Annotated in this window: 17 protein-coding genes; 13 read left to right on the forward strand and 4 right to left on the reverse strand. The window is 65.2% G+C overall.

Annotated features, from left to right (window positions below):
• Positions 1–25 precede the first annotated feature (25 nt).
• A complete protein-coding gene (locus PJE01S_RS17405; protein WP_068834906.1) occupies positions 26–2,494 on the forward strand; it encodes a DUF1631 family protein in 2,469 nt (822 codons plus the stop codon).
• 67 nt (positions 2,495–2,561) lie between these two features.
• On the opposite strand, the gene PJE01S_RS17410 is transcribed toward PJE01S_RS17405, so the two are convergent.
• From PJE01S_RS17410 to PJE01S_RS17420, 3 genes are all read right to left on the reverse strand, one after another.
• Positions 2,562–3,086, reverse strand: coding sequence for a Smg family protein (locus tag PJE01S_RS17410; protein ID WP_068834907.1), 525 nt, complete (start codon positions 3,084–3,086; stop codon positions 2,562–2,564).
• Positions 3,087–3,151: 65 nt separating this feature from the next.
• Positions 3,152–4,303, reverse strand: a complete 1,152-nt coding sequence (gene dprA, locus PJE01S_RS17415) for a DNA-processing protein DprA (protein WP_068834908.1) — start codon at positions 4,301–4,303, stop codon at positions 3,152–3,154.
• Between the two features lie 62 nt (positions 4,304–4,365).
• Complete coding sequence (locus tag PJE01S_RS17420; RefSeq protein ID WP_068834909.1) at positions 4,366–5,589, reverse strand: LysM peptidoglycan-binding domain-containing protein; 1,224 nt, start codon at positions 5,587–5,589, stop codon at positions 4,366–4,368.
• A gap of 208 nt (positions 5,590–5,797) precedes the next feature.
• On the opposite strand from PJE01S_RS17420, the gene def reads away from it, so the two are divergent.
• The 6 genes from def to pyk all read left to right on the forward strand — a co-directional run bounded on the left by def (position 5,798) and on the right by pyk (position 11,401).
• Positions 5,798–6,319 carry a peptide deformylase gene (def, locus tag PJE01S_RS17425; RefSeq protein WP_068834910.1) on the forward strand — a complete coding sequence of 174 codons (522 nt, stop codon included), beginning with the start codon at positions 5,798–5,800 and terminating at the stop codon, positions 6,317–6,319.
• 85 nt (positions 6,320–6,404) lie between these two features.
• Positions 6,405–7,376, forward strand: coding sequence for a methionyl-tRNA formyltransferase (gene fmt / locus PJE01S_RS17430; protein ID WP_068834911.1), 972 nt, complete (start codon positions 6,405–6,407; stop codon positions 7,374–7,376).
• 8 nt (positions 7,377–7,384) lie between these two features.
• A complete protein-coding gene (locus PJE01S_RS17435) occupies positions 7,385–8,143 on the forward strand; it encodes an AzlC family ABC transporter permease (RefSeq protein ID WP_068834912.1) in 759 nt (252 codons plus the stop codon).
• The gene (locus PJE01S_RS17440; RefSeq protein ID WP_068834913.1) at positions 8,140–8,475 is read left to right on the forward strand and encodes an AzlD domain-containing protein; all 336 of its coding nucleotides are present in this window, start codon (positions 8,140–8,142) and stop codon (positions 8,473–8,475) included. Before PJE01S_RS17435 ends, PJE01S_RS17440 begins: the two co-directional genes overlap by 4 nt.
• 121 nt (positions 8,476–8,596) lie before the next feature.
• Positions 8,597–9,790, forward strand: coding sequence for a phosphoglycerate kinase (locus tag PJE01S_RS17445; RefSeq protein ID WP_068834914.1), 1,194 nt, complete (start codon positions 8,597–8,599; stop codon positions 9,788–9,790).
• Positions 9,791–9,967: 177 nt separating this feature from the next.
• Positions 9,968–11,401: a pyruvate kinase gene (pyk, locus tag PJE01S_RS17450; protein WP_068834915.1), complete on the forward strand. Its 1,434-nt coding sequence runs from the start codon at positions 9,968–9,970 to the stop codon at positions 11,399–11,401.
• A gap of 99 nt (positions 11,402–11,500) precedes the next feature.
• Here pyk and PJE01S_RS17455 read toward each other — a convergent pair whose 3' ends face one another.
• Positions 11,501–12,241: a phosphatase PAP2 family protein gene (locus PJE01S_RS17455; protein ID WP_068834916.1), complete on the reverse strand. Its 741-nt coding sequence runs from the start codon at positions 12,239–12,241 to the stop codon at positions 11,501–11,503.
• Positions 12,242–12,344: 103 nt separating this feature from the next.
• Between PJE01S_RS17455 and PJE01S_RS17460 the strand changes: the two genes are divergently transcribed.
• From PJE01S_RS17460 to PJE01S_RS17485, 6 genes are all read left to right on the forward strand, one after another.
• The gene (locus PJE01S_RS17460) at positions 12,345–13,037 is read left to right on the forward strand and encodes a response regulator (RefSeq protein WP_068834917.1); all 693 of its coding nucleotides are present in this window, start codon (positions 12,345–12,347) and stop codon (positions 13,035–13,037) included.
• A complete protein-coding gene (locus tag PJE01S_RS17465) occupies positions 13,034–14,422 on the forward strand; it encodes a sensor histidine kinase (protein WP_068834918.1) in 1,389 nt (462 codons plus the stop codon). The genes PJE01S_RS17460 and PJE01S_RS17465 overlap by 4 nt, the downstream gene beginning before the upstream one ends.
• Positions 14,423–14,541: 119 nt before the next feature.
• Positions 14,542–15,606: a class II fructose-bisphosphate aldolase gene (gene fba / locus PJE01S_RS17470; protein ID WP_068834919.1), complete on the forward strand. Its 1,065-nt coding sequence runs from the start codon at positions 14,542–14,544 to the stop codon at positions 15,604–15,606.
• A gap of 114 nt (positions 15,607–15,720) precedes the next feature.
• Entirely contained in the window at positions 15,721–16,632 is a 912-nt protein-coding gene (locus PJE01S_RS17475) for a phosphoribosylaminoimidazolesuccinocarboxamide synthase (protein ID WP_068834920.1), read from the forward strand.
• A 241-nt stretch (positions 16,633–16,873) separates the two neighbouring features.
• Positions 16,874–17,455 carry a DJ-1/PfpI family protein gene (locus PJE01S_RS17480; protein WP_068834921.1) on the forward strand — a complete coding sequence of 194 codons (582 nt, stop codon included), beginning with the start codon at positions 16,874–16,876 and terminating at the stop codon, positions 17,453–17,455.
• 78 nt (positions 17,456–17,533) lie between these two features.
• Positions 17,534–17,929 carry a ribbon-helix-helix domain-containing protein gene (locus PJE01S_RS17485; protein ID WP_068834922.1) on the forward strand — a complete coding sequence of 132 codons (396 nt, stop codon included), beginning with the start codon at positions 17,534–17,536 and terminating at the stop codon, positions 17,927–17,929.
• The last annotated feature ends 8 nt before the right edge of the window (positions 17,930–17,937 follow it).

The raw sequence follows: 17,937 nt of genomic DNA on the forward strand, positions 1-17,937 counted from the left end.
TATAGGCTAACCATTCAGGGCGGGCGTGGCTCCAAGCAATAACAAGAACAGCTTTCTGGCCGGGCAGGCACGTGCATTGTTCACGGAGCATGCTGTGCGCACCTTGCCCACGCTGGCCAAAGCCATTCAGGACAGGCTCTCGGCCCTGGCGTCCCAGCCTGGAAGCGCCCGCGAAATGCAGGAACTGCGTGATGCCTGGCAGGCTTTTCAGAAAAGCGGCCCGGCCTGGGTTCAGGGCACTGCCAGCGCCTGGAACAAGGCGCAATCAATCCCCCTTCTTCCCGCAACGGCGCCGTCACGGTTTGCAGAAAGCAGCAAACTCGAGTTGATGGGCGACGAAGTGATGGAGGACAAGATTCTCGCCTCGCGTCTGGCGCTGCGCTTGCTCGATTCTGTGAGCTGGGAACTCAACGACCTGCGGCTGCGCGTGCAAAATCTGGAAGCGACTTCCGAACTGCACAAGCAGGACATTCTTCGCCCGGAAGTGCTGGCGCAGCATCTGGTCGAGCAGTGGGCCCGTGCACCGTTGCCCCGGGAGGTCTGGCGCCTGGTCCAGGACCTGATCCAGAAAAGCATGGGTGAGCATCTGCTGGAGATCTACCATGCCGCCAATGAGTTCCTGGTCCAGCAAGGGGTGATGGCCGAAATCGACCTGCGATCGCTGGTGAAACGCACACCCTTTGCTGCCGGGGCGGCTGCCGGGACCGCCACGGCGCCGAAAATGCCCGCTGAACCGGACCAGGAAAAAAGCCTGCCCAGTGACGGTTCCGGCCGGTTTGGCTTCGGCGCTGTCGGCCATCCGACCGGGGCGGCCGGGAGCCCAGGGTCTGGCAGCGCTTCAAATTTCCGGTCTGGGCCGGCTGTCGGTGGCGCAACCACGCGCGGCGGGGCTGCGGGCAGCAGCCAGACAGACCCGGCATCAGCGCCTCAAGGTTCAGTCTCGGGCCGCACCCCGGTCTACGACGAGACGCGCATGCAAACGGGGACCACGCCCCTGGCCAGAGCGCGCATGCGCGCCCAGGGCGTGATGGGGCACCTGCGGCGCCTGCTGTCAGACCAGGTCGCGGGATATGACGACACCCGCCCCAGCCGGGTTTCCCCCCAGCTTCAGCGGGCGATGGGCAGCGTGCTGCGGGCGGAAGAAAGCGGCGCAGAACCTACGCTGTTGGCAGATGCGGCCGGGCAGGTGTATGGCCAAGTGCATGTTGACCAGGCCGCCGGTGCCTTGCGCGAGCGCACCAGCGCCCTCAAACAGGCGGCGGCCACTTCTTCCGAAAAGGCGACCATCGAAATCGTGGCCTTGATGTTCCAGAGCATTCTGGCCGAAGACCGGATCCCGCCGGTGATTCGCGTCTGGTTTGCGCGGCTGCAAATGCCGGTGCTGCGGGTGGCGATTTCCGAGCCCGAATTTTTCGGCTCCCTGCAGCATCCTGCGCGCCGCCTGATTGACCGCATGGGCTCTTGCGTGCTCGGTTTCGATGTCACGGTCTCGGGCGGTGCCATGGAGGCGGAGATCAAGCGGGTTGTGCAGGTGATCGAGCAATATCCCGAAACCGGGCGCCGGGTCTTCCAGCTCGTGTACGACGAGTTCGACAGGTTTTTGTCCAAATTTCTTTCCCAGCAGGGCAGCTCGGCGCGTGTGGTGAGTGTGGCGCAGCAGGTCGAGCAAAAAGAAACCATGACCATCCAGTACACCATTGAGATGCGCCACATGCTCAATGACATGCCGGTGCGCGATGAGATCCGCGAATTCCTGTTCAAAATCTGGGCCGAGGTGCTGGCCATGACCGCGATGAAAAATGGCCCGCAGCACGCGGAAACCATTGCGCTCAAGCGCGCCTCTGCCGACCTGGTGTGGGCGGCAAGCGCCAAGCCGAACCGCGAGGATCGTGCCCGCGTCATTGCCGATTTGCCCAAGATGCTGCAGCTCTTGCGCCTGGGCATGACGATGCTGGGCCTGACCGTGCCCGAACAGGACAGGCGGCTGAAGGTCATCAGCGACACGCTGGCCGATGCGTTCATGTCCAAGACCGACGCCATCTCGATGGAGCGGGTGGAGGCCATGGCCAAAAGGCTGGCCAATCTGGAGGACTACCTGTCCGACGAGGATGTCGGCGACCTGCCGCTGGACACCGACAGCCTGGTCACGATGATAGGGATTGACGCCGCGGATATCGAGGTGATCACCGATGGGGGCAGTCAACCCACAGAGGCCATGCGCGCCTGGGCCAAGGAGCTGCAGCTGGGCACCTGGTTCAGCCTGGACCACAATGGGAAAATCAGCCATGTGCAGTTTGCCTGGTGCAGCGATCGCAAGCAGCTGCACCTGTTTGCCTCCGCCGACGGACGAAATTTCCTGATTCAGGCACGCCGGCTGGCGGCTTACCTGCAAGCGGGTTTGCTGCTGCCCACCGAAGAGGAGGCGCTCACGGTGCGCGCCACACGCGACGCCCTGGCCAAGCTCGATGCCAACCCGGAGCGCTTGCTCGGGTAGACCTAGGCTCTGGGGGGAGGCGGCTGGCTGGACAGCGCTGCCGTTTCAGGCGGCAGGCTGGGTGACTTCAGTGTGCGACACGGAACTCGGTGTCGTCACACAGCTCGTCGAGGACCAGCGCATCGGGCTCCTCGCCAAAACTCCAGTACACCATGAGCACGATGATTTTCAGGTCATCCAGCGTGACCGGCTCGCCCGGCGCCGCCATGGCCCGGTCAATGACAATCTCGCGCATGTGGGGCGGCAGCACGCCCGCGGTTTCCAGGAAGCTCACGAATCCCAGGCTCTGCGCGCCCAGATGGGTCTGCTCGGCAATCGAATAGACGCGCAGGCTGTGGGCCGATTGGGGCTGGATACCGGAGGAAGCGGAAGGCGTGGACAGGGATTTGGCCGTGCCCGAGGGCGCCTTGGCTGGCAGGCCGATCTGCGTGACCTGTGCCGCCGTGTTCAGGCCTTCAAGCCAGACCAGCGCCGCCTGGATTTCCTCGGCGTCAAATCCAGCGGCGGTGAGTTTGCGGCCCAGCTGCCGAAGTTCGGGGCAAGCGTCACCTTGCCAATAATTCTCGTAAACGTACACCAGCACTTCAAACATGTGCCCAATATAACGCAGTTGGGCGCTGGCGGTATCCCTCTTATCAATGAGGTTTTGAGAAGGGCTTAACCCGCCGCCAGGCGCTGAAACAGGCCGCCCGGCAGGCGTGCCACCTGCCCGCTGAGCTCCAGTTCCAGCAGTTGCGCCTGCAGCCGGGCGGTTTCCAGCCCGGTCCGCGCCTGCAAGGCATCCAGGCTCACGGCATCAAAGCCCAGGGCCGCCAGCAGCGGGTCATCGGCGGATTGATCTCCGGCCGGCGCATCCCCCTTGGCGCCCAGGGACGCGCTGGTCCCACGCCCCGAGGACCCGCTCAGCGGAAGATTCAGCTCTTCCAGCACGTCCTGCGCCAGTTCGACCAGTTTGGCGCCCTGCTTGATCAGCGCGTGGCAACCGCGCGACTGGGGTGAATGAATCGAGCCGGGAATGGCAAAGACTTCCTTGCCCTGCTCCGCGGCCAGCCGCGCCGTGATCAGCGAACCCGACTGCAGCGCCGCTTCGACCACCAGCGTGCCGCGGGACAGCCCGGAAATGATGCGGTTGCGCTTCGGGAAATTGGCCATCAGCGGCGGGGTGCCGAGCGGAAATTCGCTGAGAATCATGCCCTGCTGGGCAATGCGATGGGCCAGGGCGAGGTGCTTTTTGGGATAGACCCGGTCCAGCCCGGTGCCGACCACGGCCACCGTCTCGCCGCCGCCCAGCAGCGCGCCGTCGTGGGCCGCGCCATCAATGCCCAAGGCCAGGCCCGAGACGATGCAGAGTCCGGCGCCGGCAAGCGCCCTGGCAAATTCCCGGGCGTTGGCTTCACCCTGCGGCGTGGGATTGCGGCTGCCGACGATGGCCAGCCTGACTGCTACGGTATTTGTAGCTGTTTGTTGCGACCGGTTGGCAAGGGCTCCCAGCATATAAAGCATCAAAGGGGGATCTTCGATGTCGAGCAGGGCGGACGGGTAGGCGGCGTCGCCCAGGGTGGCGATGCACCGGTCGTCACCCGCCTGCAGCCAGTCCAGGGTGGTCTGCAATTGGCTGGCCAGGGCCGCGGGCTCGGTCAGAAGGGCGCTGGCCAGCTTGTCGGTGCCCAGCTGCCTTAGGGTGCTGGCGCTTTGCTCAAAAATCGCCTGCGCCGACCCGAAGGCGGCCAGCAGCTTGCGGGCGGTTTCGTTGCCGACGCCGGGCGTCAGGGTCAGCCGCAGCCAGGCTTGAAGCTCTTGGGGATCCACGTGTTCGCGGGCTCAGAAGAGCGCGGGCCCGGCCTGATGGCCAGCGTGGCGCGCCGCGGCCCTCAATTCGGGTTGACGAAGCGGTCGCCGACCTTGACGCCGTCCGTGACCTGCAGGACCAGCGCGTAAGACAGGTGCTCGAAGGTGCGGAACACCATCATCAAGCCGTTGCGCTCATTGGGCAGCTTGATTTGCGGCCGGGCGCTGTCGGTCTTGTCCAGCAGGCGCTGGCCGTCCTTGACGATGGCCATGACGTGACCCCGCTCCAGTCCGTCGCTGCTGCCGCGGTTGATCACCACGACCTGGTTTTCCGCGGCAAAGGCCACGGCGCTGCCATAGACCGAGACAATCTGGCCCTTGATGGCGGTGGCGGGCGCTCGCGGCACGTAGCTGAGCAATTCGCGGGGCGGCTCGGCAATCAGGCGGTCGCCCACACGCATCTCTTCCTTGGTGGAGACGATGTCTATGGTGGCCGGCACAATGTCGGTGCTGGCCTTGCCCTCCTTGTCGTCCAGCTGGACGGTGGATTCACCACGCACCAGTTCGGCCTTGCCCACATACTGCGCCTCATAGCCCAGGATTTTCTGGGTGCTCGGGTCTTTCAGCGGCGTGGCATTGCGAAACACCCGGTAATCCAGCGGCGCACCCTTGGCGTCGCTCAGGGGCTGGCCGCCAGCGTCGCCGCCCGCATACGCCCCGCGGGCATAGGCGCGGTCGCCCCGGCTGAGCAGTACACGGCCTTCCTGCGTGGCCACAATGCGCGGGGCCTGGGCAAAGGTGGCCTCGTCGACAATCAGGGGCTCGGCCAGGAAAGGCTCAATGACATGGGTGGCCAGGGTGGGGATGGCCGCATCCGCCAGGGATTCGGTGCGGGTGCGCGGCGACACCCGCACGGTGTCCGTGGGCGGGCCGTCGTTCGCTGCCTGGCGGGTACGCAGGGTGGCCCGGCCATTGGCTTTTTCAAGGTAGAGCTGTTGGCCGGGGTAGATGCGGTGGGGGTTGCGGATGTCCTGCAGGTTCATGCCCCACAGTTCGGGCCAGCGCCACGGGCTTTTGAGGAACAGGCCGGAAATCGACCACAGCGTGTCGCCGCGCTTGACGCTGTAGCTGTCGGGGGCGTTTGGCGCCAGGTCTGCCAGCGGGACGCCGGTCTCGGCGACCTGGGTGGCGGTGGCCTTCTGGCCGGCGGTAATCGGAAAATTCTGGGCGTGCAGGCCAACGGTGGTGCCCAGCAAGGCTGCGGCGGCTATTGAAATCTGACTGAAGCGACCAAAAATAATGTGCATCTTTGAAGGCCTTTACGGCTAATACCTGGCTGGCACGGTGCTGAACTGACGGGGAAAAACCGTGTTGCGAGTGCTTGTATCTTGATAAATCACTAACGATTCTGTATCTAAGCCCTTGATTAAGCAATGAATACGCGATTCTGGGAATATAGGAATGCTTAAAAAGCGAGAAAAGTGGCGAAAATAGCCACATCTGACCATTTGTCCCATGACCCAACTGACCATACTCCGTTACCCCGATCCGCGTTTGCACACGGTTGCCAAACCCGTGGCTGCTGTTGATGCGCGACTGCGCCAGCTGGCAAGCGACATGTTTGAAACCATGTACGAAGCGGCGGGCATTGGCCTGGCGGCGACGCAGGTGGATGTGCACGAGCGCCTGATCGTGATCGATGTCAGCGAGAACCGCGACCAGCCCCTGGTGCTGATCAACCCCGAAATCGTCTGGGCCAGCGAGGAAACCCGGCTGGGTGAAGAGGGTTGTCTGTCCGTGCCCGGCATTTATGACGGCGTCGTGCGCTCGATTGCCGTCAAGGTCCAGGCGCTGGATCTGGATGGCAAGCTCCAGGTCCATGCGGCCGAGGGCATGCTGGCGGTCTGCATCCAGCATGAGATGGATCACCTGATGGGCAAGGTGTTTGTGGATTACCTGTCGCCGCTGAAGCGCAACCGCATCAAGACCAAGATGATCAAGCAGAAAAAAGACGAAGAACGCGAATTGGCGCACTGAAAGCCGCGCCGCGGGCGCCAGGGCCTGCGGGGATTTCCGGGGTGCAGCTCCGGGATTTCCCTGAGGGTCTTTAGAATCAGTCCCCATGCGCGTCATTTTTGCCGGTACCCCTGAGTTTGCCCGTGTGGCGCTGGCGCGATTGCACGCCGCCGGCTTTGAAATCCCCCTGGTGTTGACCCAGCCCGACCGCCCCGCCGGTCGCGGCATGAAGCTGCAGGCGTCCGCCGTCAAGCAGTGGGCCCAGAACCAGCAAGACCAGCAGATTGCCGTGGCGCAACCGCGCAGCCTGCGGCTGGACGGCAAATACCCCGACGATGCTGCCGCCGCCCGCGACGCCATTGAGGCCGCGCGGGCCGATGTCATGGTGGTGGCGGCTTACGGCCTTATCCTGCCGCAGTGGGTGCTCGACCTGCCCCGACTGGGATGTTTGAACATCCACGCCTCCCTGCTGCCGCGCTGGCGCGGCGCCGCGCCGATTCACCGCGCCATTGAAGCCGGCGATGCCGAGACCGGCGTGACCATCATGCAGATGGACGCCGGGCTGGACACCGGCGACATGCTGCTGGTCGAAAGCCTGCCCATCACGCCCGGGGACAGCACGGGCCGCCTGCACGACCGGCTGGCGGAACTGGGTGGCCGCCTGATCGCCCAGGCCTTGGGACTGGCGGCCTGCGGCGGCCTGCGGCCGGTGAAGCAGCCCGAGGCCGGCGTGAGCTACGCCCACAAGATCGACAAGGCCGAGGCGCTGATCGACTGGAGCCAGCCGGCCGAGGTGATAGGCCGGCGGATCCGGGCCTTCGATCCGTTTCCCGGTGCCCACAGCGCGCTGGGCGACGAAAGCATCAAGCTTTGGCGCTATGAAATTGAGAGCTATTTGCGCCCGTCAGATGTGGACGGCGGCACGATTTTGTCTGTGGATGCGAGCGGCGTCAGGGTCGCCTGCGGCCAGGGCGTGCTGCGCCTGACCGAGTTGCAGCGCGCCGGCGGCAAACGCCTGGCCGTGGCCGATTTCCTGCGCGGCTTCGCGCTGCAGCCCGGCATGATTTTTGGAAAGTAAGGCCCCCCTTGTTCCTGCGTCCCTCCCATTTCCGCCATCCCGAATTCCGCCGGGGCGTACGCGACATGCTCCCGGTGCTCCCCGGCTTTGCCGCCTGGGGCCTGATGACCGGCGTGGCCATGGTCAATTCCGGCATGAGCGGGCTGGAGGCCACGCTGATGACGGTGCTGGTGTTCGCCGGCAGCGCCCAGCTCGCCGCCATTCCCCTGATCGTCGCGGGCGCGCCGGTCTGGGTGATTCTGGCCGCCGCCTTTTGCGTGAACCTGCGTTTTGTGGTCTTCAGCGCGCACCTGCGCGACTACCTGATGCACCTGCCCCGGCTGGAGCGCCTGCTGACCGGCTTTTTGACGACCGACCTGACCTATGTGCTGTTCGTGCAGCGCTTTCCCGCGCCCAGCGACGCTGCGGCCCAGCGCCTGGCGCAGCAGGCCTACCTGGCCGGCAACTGCGGCCTGTGCTGGGCCAACTGGGTCGGCAGCAGCCTGATAGGCGTGGCGCTGGCCAACTTCATCCCGACCAGCTGGGGCCTGGGTTTTGCCGGCGTTCTGGCCTTGCTGGGCATCAGCTGCTCGCTCGTCACCAGCCGCCTGCGCGTGCTGGCGGCCGCTGTTGCCGGTGCGGCGGCTGTGGCGGCCTATGCCATGCCGCTCAAGCTCAATATCCTGCTGGCCATTGCCGCCGCCGTGGCGGTGTGCCTGCTGCTGGAAAAGCCAGGCATGCCCCAAGCCGTGCCCCCCAAAGCCAAAGAGTCCGGAGATGCCGCATGAACCAGACCGATCCCTGGACGCTGCTCACCATCGTCGGCATGGCGCTGGTGACCGTCCTCACCCGCTGTTTCTTTTTCATTTCCAGCAAGCCCTGGACCCTGCCCGGCTGGGCCCGGCGCGGCCTGGACTATGCGCCGATTGCGGCGCTGGCGGCCGTGATCGTGCCCGAAATCGTCATGACGCAGGGCCAGCTGATCAGCACCTGGCAAGACGCGCGGCTGTTTGCCGTGGTGGCCGGCCTCGCCTGGTATTACTGGCGTCATGGCGTGCTGGGCACGATCGTCGCCGGCATGGCGGTCTACCTGCCGCTGCACCTGGGCCTGGGCTGGTAGCCCTGCGCGAGCCACCCGGGCTTTTCCCGCCGGGTTTCGCCATCAGGGCCGGCCTACAATGGCAGGCATTTCTGCGGCCGCCCCGGCCTGAAAATCCCCTCGTTTCTTTGGTGAGTTGCTCATGAATTTCATCCGTTTTTCCGACCTGTGCGCCAGTGGCAAGGCCGCGGGCCAGCGCGTTTTCATCCGTGCCGACCTGAATGTGCCGCAGGACGACAGTGGCCGCATCACGGAAGACACCCGCATCCGGGCGTCCATTCCCTGCCTGCAAATGGCCCTGAGTGCCGGTGCGGCGGTGATGGTGACCTCCCACCTCGGGCGCCCGGTGGAAGGCGAATTCAAGCCGGCCGACTCGCTGGCGCCCGTGGCCAGGCGCCTGGGTGAGCTGATCGGGCACGGGGTTCCGCTGCTCGCCGACTGGGTCGATGGCGTGGACGTCCAGCCGGGCCAGCTGGTGCTGCTGGAGAACTGCCGCCTCAACAAGGGCGAGAAGAAAAACAGCGAAGCGCTGGGCCGCAAGATGGCCGCGCTGTGCGACATTTTTGTGCATGATGCTTTCGGCACCGCGCACCGCGCCGAGGCCTCGACCTACGGCATTGCGCAATACGCCCCCATCGCCTGTGCCGGCCCGCTGCTGGCCGCCGAGATGGATGCCATTTCGACCGCGCTTTCCAGCCCCAGGCGGCCGCTGGTCGCCATCGTGGCGGGCAGCAAGGTCTCGACCAAGCTGACCATCCTCAAGTCGCTGGCCGCCAACGTGGACCAGCTGATCGTGGGCGGCGGCATCGCCAACACCTTCATGCTTGCGGCCGGCCTGAAAATCGGCAAAAGCCTGGCCGAGCCCGACCTGCTGGCCGAGGCCAAGGCGGTGATCGAGGCCATGAAGGCGCGCGGCGCTGCCGTGCCGATTCCGACCGACGTGGTCACGGCCAAGACTTTCGCGGCCGATGCGCCAGCTACGGTGAAAGCCGCCACCGAGGTGGACGACGACGACCTGATTCTGGACATCGGGCCCGAGACCGCGAAGAAGCTCGCCGCCCAGCTCAAGCAGGCCGGCACCATCGTCTGGAATGGCCCGGTGGGCGTGTTCGAGTTTGCGGCCTTTGAAAACGGCACCCGGGAAATCGCCCAGGCCATCGCCGAATCGAGCGCATTCAGCATTGCCGGCGGCGGCGACACGCTGGCAGCCATCGCCAAGTACGGCATCGAAAAGCAGGTGAACTACATTTCCACCGGCGGCGGCGCTTTCCTGGAAGTCCTCGAAGGCAAGACGCTGCCGGCCTTCGAAATCCTGCAGAAGCGGGCGGCGGAATAACTGTTATTCGCTCCTGTTTTGATAGCTGCTTGCGCGCATTCTGTATGGGCTGGAGGCTTGTTTTGCTTGCAAAAAGGCGCTGCGGCGCCTTTTTGCATGGCCGGCGCGAACCCCATTTGGTACCGGCCTGGTAACTTTTCCATGTGAGAATAAGAAACTAAATTACAGGAGACATTCATGACCCTTCGCGCCACCAAGATCGTTGCCACCCTGGGCCCTGCTTCCAGCGACCCCGCCCTGCTGGAGAAAATGATCCGCGCCGGTGTCAATGTGGTGCGCCTGAACTTCAGCCATGGCACGGCGCAGGACCATGTGGACCGCGCGCAGCTGGTGCGCGAAGCCTCCCAGCGCGCCGGCCGCGAAGTCGCCATCATGGCCGACCTGCAGGGCCCGAAAATCCGCGTCGGCAAATTCGCCGAAGGCAAGGTCCAGCTGGAGCCCGGCGAGAAATTCGTGCTCGATGCCTCGCGCACGGAGCTGGGTGACATCAGGGGCGTGGGGCTGGACTACAAGGAACTGCCGCGCGACGTGAAGGCCGGTGATGTGCTGCTGCTCAACGATGGCCTGATCGTGCTCACGGTGGATGCCGTGCGCGGCGAGGAAGTGCACACCACCGTCAAGCTCGGCGGCGAACTGTCCAACAACAAGGGCATCAACAAGCAGGGCGGCGGCCTCACGGCGCCCGCGCTGACGGCCAAGGACATGGAAGACATCAAGACGGCCATGAGCTTTCAGGCCGACTATGTGGCCGTGAGCTTTCCCAAAAACGCCACCGACATGGAAATGGCGCGCCAGCTGTGCAATGTGGCGGCAGCGCCCTACAAGCACAAGCCCGGCCTGATCGCCAAGATCGAGCGTGCCGAGGCCATTCCCAGGCTCGAGGAAATTTTGCGCGTCAGCGACGGCATCATGGTGGCGCGCGGCGACCTCGCGGTCGAAGTCGGCAATGCCGCCGTGCCGGCCCTGCAAAAACGCATGATCAAGATGGCGCGCGCCGGCGACAAGGTCGTCATCACCGCCACCCAGATGATGGAAAGCATGATCGTCAACCCGGTGCCCACGCGCGCCGAGGTCAGCGACGTGGCCAATGCCGTGCTCGACGGCACCGATGCGGTGATGCTCAGCGCCGAAACCGCGGCCGGCAAGTACCCGCTGGAAACGGTGGAAGAGATGGCCAAGATCTGCCTGGAAGCCGAGAAGGCCGAGTACAAGGAACTAGAAAGCGATTTTTCCGGCAAGACCTTCACCCGCATAGACCAGTCGATCGCCATGGGCGCCCTGTTCACGGCCAACCACCTCGGCGCCAAGGCGATAGTGGCGCTCACTGACAGCGGCTCCACGCCCCTGTGGATGAGCCGCCATGACATACGCGTGCCGATTTACGCCCTGACGCCGCGCCTGGCCACGCAGCGCAGGATGGCGCTGTACCGCAATGTCCGGCCGCTGCTGATGGACACCAGCGCCGACCGCGACACCGCGCTGGAGCAGGCCGAAAGCCATCTGCTGCGCCGCAACATCGTGCAAAGCGGCGATGTCTATGCCATCACCTGCGGCGAGCCCATGGGCGCGCCGGGCGGCACCAACATGCTCAAGATCTGCCGGGTGGCGTAAGCGCTGGCGAAGTGGCGGGTTGGGGCCCAGGCCCCCGCGCCGGCCTGGCTTCCGGGATCCGGCCGTATCGCCCGGGCGGCTTACCCGCCCCGGCTCACGTCACTCTGCCGGTGCCAGCGGCACCCGCTCGGACGGTGCCGGCACCCGGGCGCGTGCCCGTTTTCGCGCGATCAGCTGGCTGACCGCCTGATCCACCAGGGCGGCGGCAGTCCAGCAAAACCATGCGGTCCACAGCGTGTGACTCATGTAGTGCGCACCCCGCACCTGCTGCGCCAAGCCAAGCAGAAAACCGACGCCCATCGCGCCGGCCAGCCAGCGGCGTGCGGTCTGGGGCAGAACACGCCGAAAGGCAAAAAAACCCCCGAGAAAGGCAAAGCCCGCTGAGGCATGGCCCGCCGGAAAGCATCCGCCGGTGCCGCCGTCGCGAAGGCCCCAGGCCCAGTGCGACACATGGCTCGCCACGCCGCCAAATTCCTGCAGATCCCAGGGACAGCTGGTGCGGCTGTAGAGCTTGATGGTGGACACCAGCAGCAGGGCGATCAGCGTGGTCAATGCCAGCTGCGCGCGCCGCGCCATCGGCAGGCGCCGGAGCGTGCCGAAAGGCCAGGCAATGGCCATCAGCAGCCCCAGTTCGACCAGCCACGGCGGCATCCGGATGTCATCGTGCAGCAGGTCGCGCCACAGCCAGTGGCTTTCGAGCGCAAAGCCGGAGGCCGAGCCAAACCAGCGCGCCATCGTCAGGTCCAGCCCCGAATAATCCCAGGCCAGCAAGAGTAGAAAACTGCCCAAGGTCCAAAGTAAAAGTCGGGGTGGGGCCGGAGGCTTGGGACGTTGGTGCATGGCGACGGTTTCGTGCGTAACGAAAGTTAATGTAACCTGAGCGTCTTATGTGCTCCTTAATGGCCGGCACTCATGAATTACCGGAGCGTCTGACAATAAGGGCATGCGAATTCTCGTGGTGGAAGATGATGCCGGTATTGCCGTGGGCCTGCAAACCAATTTGCAGCAGCGAGGCTATGCGGTTGATGTGTGCGGCAGCGTGGCGTCGGCCTGGGCCGCCCTGTGCGGCGAACCTTTTGACCTGGTGCTGCTGGACCTTGGCCTCGCCGACGGCGACGGCGCTGCGTTGCTTCAGCGCATCAGGCGGCCCCAAAGGGCGGAGGGCGAACTGCCGGATCCGTTGACGCCGGTGCTGATCATGACGGCGCGCGACCAGGTGGCGGACCGGATTTCGGGGCTGAACCTCGGCGCCGACGACTATCTGGTCAAGCCCTTTGACCTCGATGAGCTGGAGGCCCGCATGCGTGCGCTGCTGCGCCGCTCCGCCGGTCGCGCCCATCCCCTGCTGGTGCATGGCGAGCTGGTGGTTGATCCCGCTGCCCGCAGCGTGCTGCGCGCCGGTCAGGGTGTTGAATTGGCCCCGCGCGAATTTGCCTTGCTGCTGCTGTTGCTGGAGTCGCGCGGCCGCGTGCTGTCCCGCCAGCAACTGGAGGCGCGTCTTTACAACTGGGAGGACGCGGTCGGCAGCAATGCGGTCGAGGTGCATGTGCACCATTTGCGCCGCAAGCTGGGCGAGGGGCTGATCCAGACCGTGCGCGGCGTGGGCTATTTCATCCCCCGTAGCGATCCATCATGAAGCCGCTTGCAAGCCGGCAGGTCTCGCTCACTGGTCGTCTGCTGCTCTGGGCGCTGGCGGCGCTACTGCTCGTCTGGGTCGGCTTTGTGGCGGTGGGTTATCGCACCGGCGTTCGTGAAGCGGGCGAGCTGACCGACGGCCATCTTGCCAGCACGGCGGCGCTGCTGCTCAACCTGGATCTTCCGGCTTTCATGGCCACGTCCCGTGAAGTGGGCCGGACTGCCTTCCCTGTGCTGAAAAGTCACGACTACCAGCCTTCTCTCAGCGTGCTGGTGTGGGATGCCGAGGGGCGCCTGATGGCCCGCTCCGGCGAAGCGCCACTGCCTTCCTTTGCGCCGCAGGGCGGGTTTGCCGATCTGCGGCTTGGCACGCCGGTCGCCGCATGGCGCAGCTTTTCGCAATGGGATGCCTCGCACAGCCGCCAGGTCATGGTGCTGGTCAAGGCCGCGGAACGCGATGCACTGGCGGCCGATGTGGCCCGTCAGCTGGCCGCGCCCGGCTTATGGCTGCTGCCCGTGGTGGCGCTGGCGCTGGGTGCGGCCATCTGGCGCGGCCTGCGGCCCTTGCAGGCCCTGTCGCGTGACGTCGCCGGGCTGGAGGTGGACAAGGCCGGGCGCTTGCAGGCGCGCCATCCTTACCGCGAGTTCAATTCGGTGGTGGGCTCCATCAACCGGTTGGTGGGGCAGCAGCAGGCGGCGCTGGAGCGCGAACGCCAGCTGGCCAGCGAAATTGCGCATGAGTTGCGTACCCCACTGTCCTCCATTGCCCTGCAGGCCGCCTCGCTGCGTGGCGCCTTGCCGCCCCAGGCCCATGAGCAGGCACTGCAGCAGATCAGCGCGGAGGCCTTGCGCGCCGGCCATGTCATCAGCCAGTTGCTGGCACTGGCGCGCGCCAGTCGCGCCGATCTCCGGCAGCAGATGGCGGCGCTGAACCTGCCGGAACTGGCCAGGCAGGTCGTGGCGGACTATGCGCAGGCCGCCTGGGAAGGCGAGCATCCGCTGAGTGTTCAGGGCGACGAAGACCTGCGGGTCATGGCGCATCCGCTGTTGCTGGAGCTGGCCTTGCGCAACCTGATAGACAACGCCCTGCAGCACACCGCGAGAGGCACGGCCGTCTGTGTCCAGTGGGGCTCTGATGCCGGCCAGGCCTGGCTGCAGGTGTGCGACGACGGCGCCGGCCGCAGCCATGCCGGGCCGCATTCCCCCGGGCCTTCGACGGAGCGGCTGGGTCTGGGGCACAAGATTGTCGGCCGCGTCATGGACATGCATGGCGGCAACTTTGCCAAGGTGGCGGCGTCCTTGTCGCTCCCGGCGCGTTTTACGCGCTGTTATCGCCTGACCTTGGGCCCTCATTCCCTGGTCCGGCCGGTGTCCGGCAAACGGTAGAATCAGGGTTCTGGTTACTTCGCGGTTACCGCCCGTTTCAGGCAGCCCCCACGCTGCCCGGCCTGCCGCCAGCAACCCACTGTTTCCAACAGCGTTTTAACTTTCTGGGGATTTCGATCATGGCACTCGTTTCGATGCGCGAGCTGCTGGACCATGCGGCCGTCAATGGCTACGGCATTCCAGCTTTCAACGTCAACAACCTTGAACAGGTCACCGCCATCATGCAGGCGGCCGATGAGGTCAACGCGCCCGTGATCATGCAAGCCAGCGCCGGCGCCCGCAAATACGCCGGCGAGGGTTTTCTCAAGCACCTGATCCAGGCCGCGGTGGAAAGCTTCCCGCACATTCCCGTTGTCATGCACCAGGACCATGGCCAGAGCCCCGACGTCTGTGCCGGCGCCATCAATCTGGGCTTCAGCTCGGTGATGATGGACGGCTCCCTGATGGCCGACGGCAAGACCATTGCCGACTACGACTACAACGTCGACGTGACGCGCAAGGTGGTGGCAATGGCCCACGCGACCGGCGTGTCGGTCGAGGGCGAGCTCGGCTGCCTGGGCAGCCTGGAAACCATGCAGGGCGACAAGGAAGACGGCCACGGCACCGATGCCGTGATGACGCACGACCAGCTGCTGACCGACCCCGAGCAGGCCGCCGACTTTGTCAAGCGCACCCAGCTCGATGCCCTGGCGATTGCCATAGGCACCAGCCACGGCGCCTACAAGTTCACGCGCAAGCCCACCGGCGACATCCTGGCCATCGAGCGCGTCAAGGAAATCCACCGCCGCATTCCCAACACCCACCTGGTGATGCACGGCTCGTCCAGCGTGCCGCAAGACCTGCTGGCCATCATCCGCCAGTACGGCGGCGACATGAAGGAAACCTATGGCGTGCCGGTGGAGGAAATCCAGAAGGCCATCCAGTTCGGCGTGCGCAAGGTCAACATCGACACCGACATCCGCCTGGCGATGACGGCCGCGGCCCGCAAGTTCATGGCCGAGAACCCCAGCAAATTCGACCCGCGCGAGTGGCTCAAGCCGGCCACCGCTGCCGCCAAGGCCATCTGCAAGCAGCGCTACATCGAGTTCGGCTGCGAAGGCCAGGCCGGCAAGATCAAGGGCGAAAGCCTCTCCAGCGTGGCGGCCAAATACGCCAAGGGCGAACTGGCCCAGGTGGTCCATTAAGGGGCTTTCAAGCCCTTGCGCTGAAGCCCTCCCGCTGCCTGTCCTTTCAGATTGGCGATAATTGAAAGCCCGTGGACTTGCGAGTCGCGCGGGCTTTTTCACTTTGACACCACCATGACCCAAGCACTCCATACTTCTGCCCTGACTTCCCTGCCCCTGCTCGCACGCGGCAAGGTGCGTGACAACTACGCCGTGGGCACGGACCGCCTGCTGATGGTGGCCAGCGACCGCCTGAGCGCCTTTGACGTGATTCTGGGCGAGCCGATTCCCGGCAAGGGCGCGCTGTTGACGCAGATGGCGCTGTTCTGGTTTGGCCGGCTGGGCCACATCTGCCCGAATCACCTCACCGGCGAGGCGCCCGAGAGCGTGGTGTCGGCCGCCGAGCTGCCTCAGGTCACGGGGCGGTCCATGCTGGTCAAGCGCCTCAAGCCGATTCCCGTGGAAGCCGTGGTGCGCGGCTACCTGGCCGGCAGCGGCTGGAAGGAGTACCAGGAATCCCGGTCGGTCTGCGGGGTACCCCTGCCCGCCGGCCTCAAAAACGCCGGCAAATTGCCCGAGCCCATCTTCACGCCCGCAGCCAAGGCCGAGGTCGGTGAGCATGACGAAAACATCAGCTACGAGCAGGTCGTCAAGGTGGTGGGCCCCGAGCTGGCCGCGCAGATCAAAAAAATCAGCATTGAGATTTACACCACGGCAGCCGCCTTCGCGCTGACCAAGGGCATCATCATTGCCGACACCAAGTTCGAGTTCGGACTCGATGAAAACGGCACCCTGACGCTGATGGACGAGGTGCTGACGCCCGACTCCTCGCGCTATTGGCCCATCGAGGGCTACGAGCAGGCCTATGCCGAAGGCGCCAATCCGCCCAGCTATGACAAGCAGTTTGTGCGCGACTGGCTGGAGGCCGTGCGCATCAACGGCAAGCCCTGGGACAAGACCCCGCCGTCGCCGCCCCTGCCGCCGGATGTGGTCGAAAAGACCGCCGCCAAGTACCGCGAGGCCCTGGAGCGCCTGACCGCCGCCTGAGCCCACGCCGGACGCCAGAGCCGCCGTGCCCTTGTGGGGGACGGCGGCTTTTTTTACGCTCGTTGATGACGATAAAAAATGGGTTCATATCGATACTGGTCTGCGTCAAAAGCGATCAAATCGACCGCATTGAAGGTCGGGAGGCTGCTCGCGTGACCGCTGTCACAGCCGGCTAACACCACAAGCGCCGGGCGTTGCTCAAGAATGTCTTCTTTCGTTTGACCAATCCAAGGAGACAGACATGGCCGCCAAGAAAATTCTGATGATTTGCGGGGACTACTGCGAAGACTACGAAACCATGGTGCCGTTTCAGGCGCTGCTGGCCGTGGGCCATACCGTGCACGCGGTCTGCCCGGACAAGGTCGCCGGCGACCACATCAAGACCGCCATCCATGACTTTGAAGGCGCGCAGACCTACAGCGAAAAGCCCGGCCACAACTTCGCGCTGAACGCCTCGTTTGCACAGATCGAGGTGGAGAACTACGACGCCCTGCTGCTGCCGGGCGGCCGCGGCCCCGAATACCTGCGCACCTACCCGGCCGTGGTGGCCATGGTCAAACACTTTTTTGACAGCCGCAAGCCGGTGGCCGCCATCTGCCATGCCGCGCAGCTGCTGGCGGGGGCCGATGTGCTCAAGGGCCGCACCTGCTCGGCCTACCCGGCCTGCCGCACCGAGGTGGAGCGCGCCGGCGGCACCTACGCCGAGATCGCCATCGACGCCGCGCACACCGAGGGCAACCTGGTGTCGGCGCCGGCCTGGCCGGCCCACCCGGCCTGGATTGCCCAGTTTCTGACCCTGCTCGGCACGCGGATCACGCATTGACGGCGGCCGGCGCGCGTTGCATGATTTCGGGCGCCCGACAGGGGCGCGCCGAAATCCCCAAGCCGCTGGAGACACATCATGTGCGAGGTATTCATAAGCGCCGACCCGGCGCTGTACGCAAGCCGCATCCGCTCGGTGCGCCTGCATGGCGTGGCCACCAGCATACGGCTGGAAAACCTGTTCTGGGATGTGCTGGGCGACATCGCCAGGCGCGACGGCATGAGCGTGCCCCAGTTGTGCACCCGGCTGCATGACGAGCTGCTGGCCGAACGCGAACGCATTGACAACTTCGCGTCCTTCCTGCGCGTGTGCTGCGGCCGCTACCTGGCGCTGCAGCTCTCGGGCGGCATTCCGCCCGATGCCTCCATTCCCATCCGCAGCCTGAATGCAAAACGGGTGCTGGCCACCGAAAGGCGGCCGTTTTCCTCGGGAGAAGTGCGGGCTGGCGAGGCGCCGCAAACGCTGGCGGCCTAGTTCAGCGG

Origin of the sequence: Polaromonas jejuensis NBRC 106434 (assembly GCF_001598235.1) — a bacterium.
Taxonomy (GTDB): Bacteria; Pseudomonadota; Gammaproteobacteria; order Burkholderiales; family Burkholderiaceae_C; genus Polaromonas; species Polaromonas jejuensis.

What these genes read in the sequence shown, in the direction of transcription:
- PJE01S_RS17480 (WP_068834921.1), top strand. Translation starts at nt 16,874, where the DNA reads ATGGCCGCCAAGAAAATTCTGATGATTTGCGGGGACTACTGCGAAGAC.
- fmt (WP_068834911.1), top strand. Translation starts at nt 6,405, where the DNA reads ATGCGCGTCATTTTTGCCGGTACCCCTGAGTTTGCCCGTGTGGCGCTG.
- PJE01S_RS17440 (WP_068834913.1), top strand. Translation starts at nt 8,140, where the DNA reads ATGAACCAGACCGATCCCTGGACGCTGCTCACCATCGTCGGCATGGCG.
- PJE01S_RS17460 (WP_068834917.1), top strand. Translation starts at nt 12,345, where the DNA reads ATGCGAATTCTCGTGGTGGAAGATGATGCCGGTATTGCCGTGGGCCTG.
- PJE01S_RS17445 (WP_068834914.1), top strand. Translation starts at nt 8,597, where the DNA reads ATGAATTTCATCCGTTTTTCCGACCTGTGCGCCAGTGGCAAGGCCGCG.
- pyk (WP_068834915.1), top strand. Translation starts at nt 9,968, where the DNA reads ATGACCCTTCGCGCCACCAAGATCGTTGCCACCCTGGGCCCTGCTTCC.
- PJE01S_RS17465 (WP_068834918.1), top strand. Translation starts at nt 13,034, where the DNA reads ATGAAGCCGCTTGCAAGCCGGCAGGTCTCGCTCACTGGTCGTCTGCTG.
- PJE01S_RS17475 (WP_068834920.1), top strand. Translation starts at nt 15,721, where the DNA reads ATGACCCAAGCACTCCATACTTCTGCCCTGACTTCCCTGCCCCTGCTC.
- PJE01S_RS17455 (WP_068834916.1), bottom strand. Translation starts at nt 12,241, where the DNA reads ATGCACCAACGTCCCAAGCCTCCGGCCCCACCCCGACTTTTACTTTGG.
- fba (WP_068834919.1), top strand. Translation starts at nt 14,542, where the DNA reads ATGGCACTCGTTTCGATGCGCGAGCTGCTGGACCATGCGGCCGTCAAT.
- PJE01S_RS17410 (WP_068834907.1), bottom strand. Translation starts at nt 3,086, where the DNA reads ATGTTTGAAGTGCTGGTGTACGTTTACGAGAATTATTGGCAAGGTGAC.
- def (WP_068834910.1), top strand. Translation starts at nt 5,798, where the DNA reads ATGACCCAACTGACCATACTCCGTTACCCCGATCCGCGTTTGCACACG.
- PJE01S_RS17420 (WP_068834909.1), bottom strand. Translation starts at nt 5,589, where the DNA reads ATGCACATTATTTTTGGTCGCTTCAGTCAGATTTCAATAGCCGCCGCA.
- PJE01S_RS17485 (WP_068834922.1), top strand. Translation starts at nt 17,534, where the DNA reads ATGTGCGAGGTATTCATAAGCGCCGACCCGGCGCTGTACGCAAGCCGC.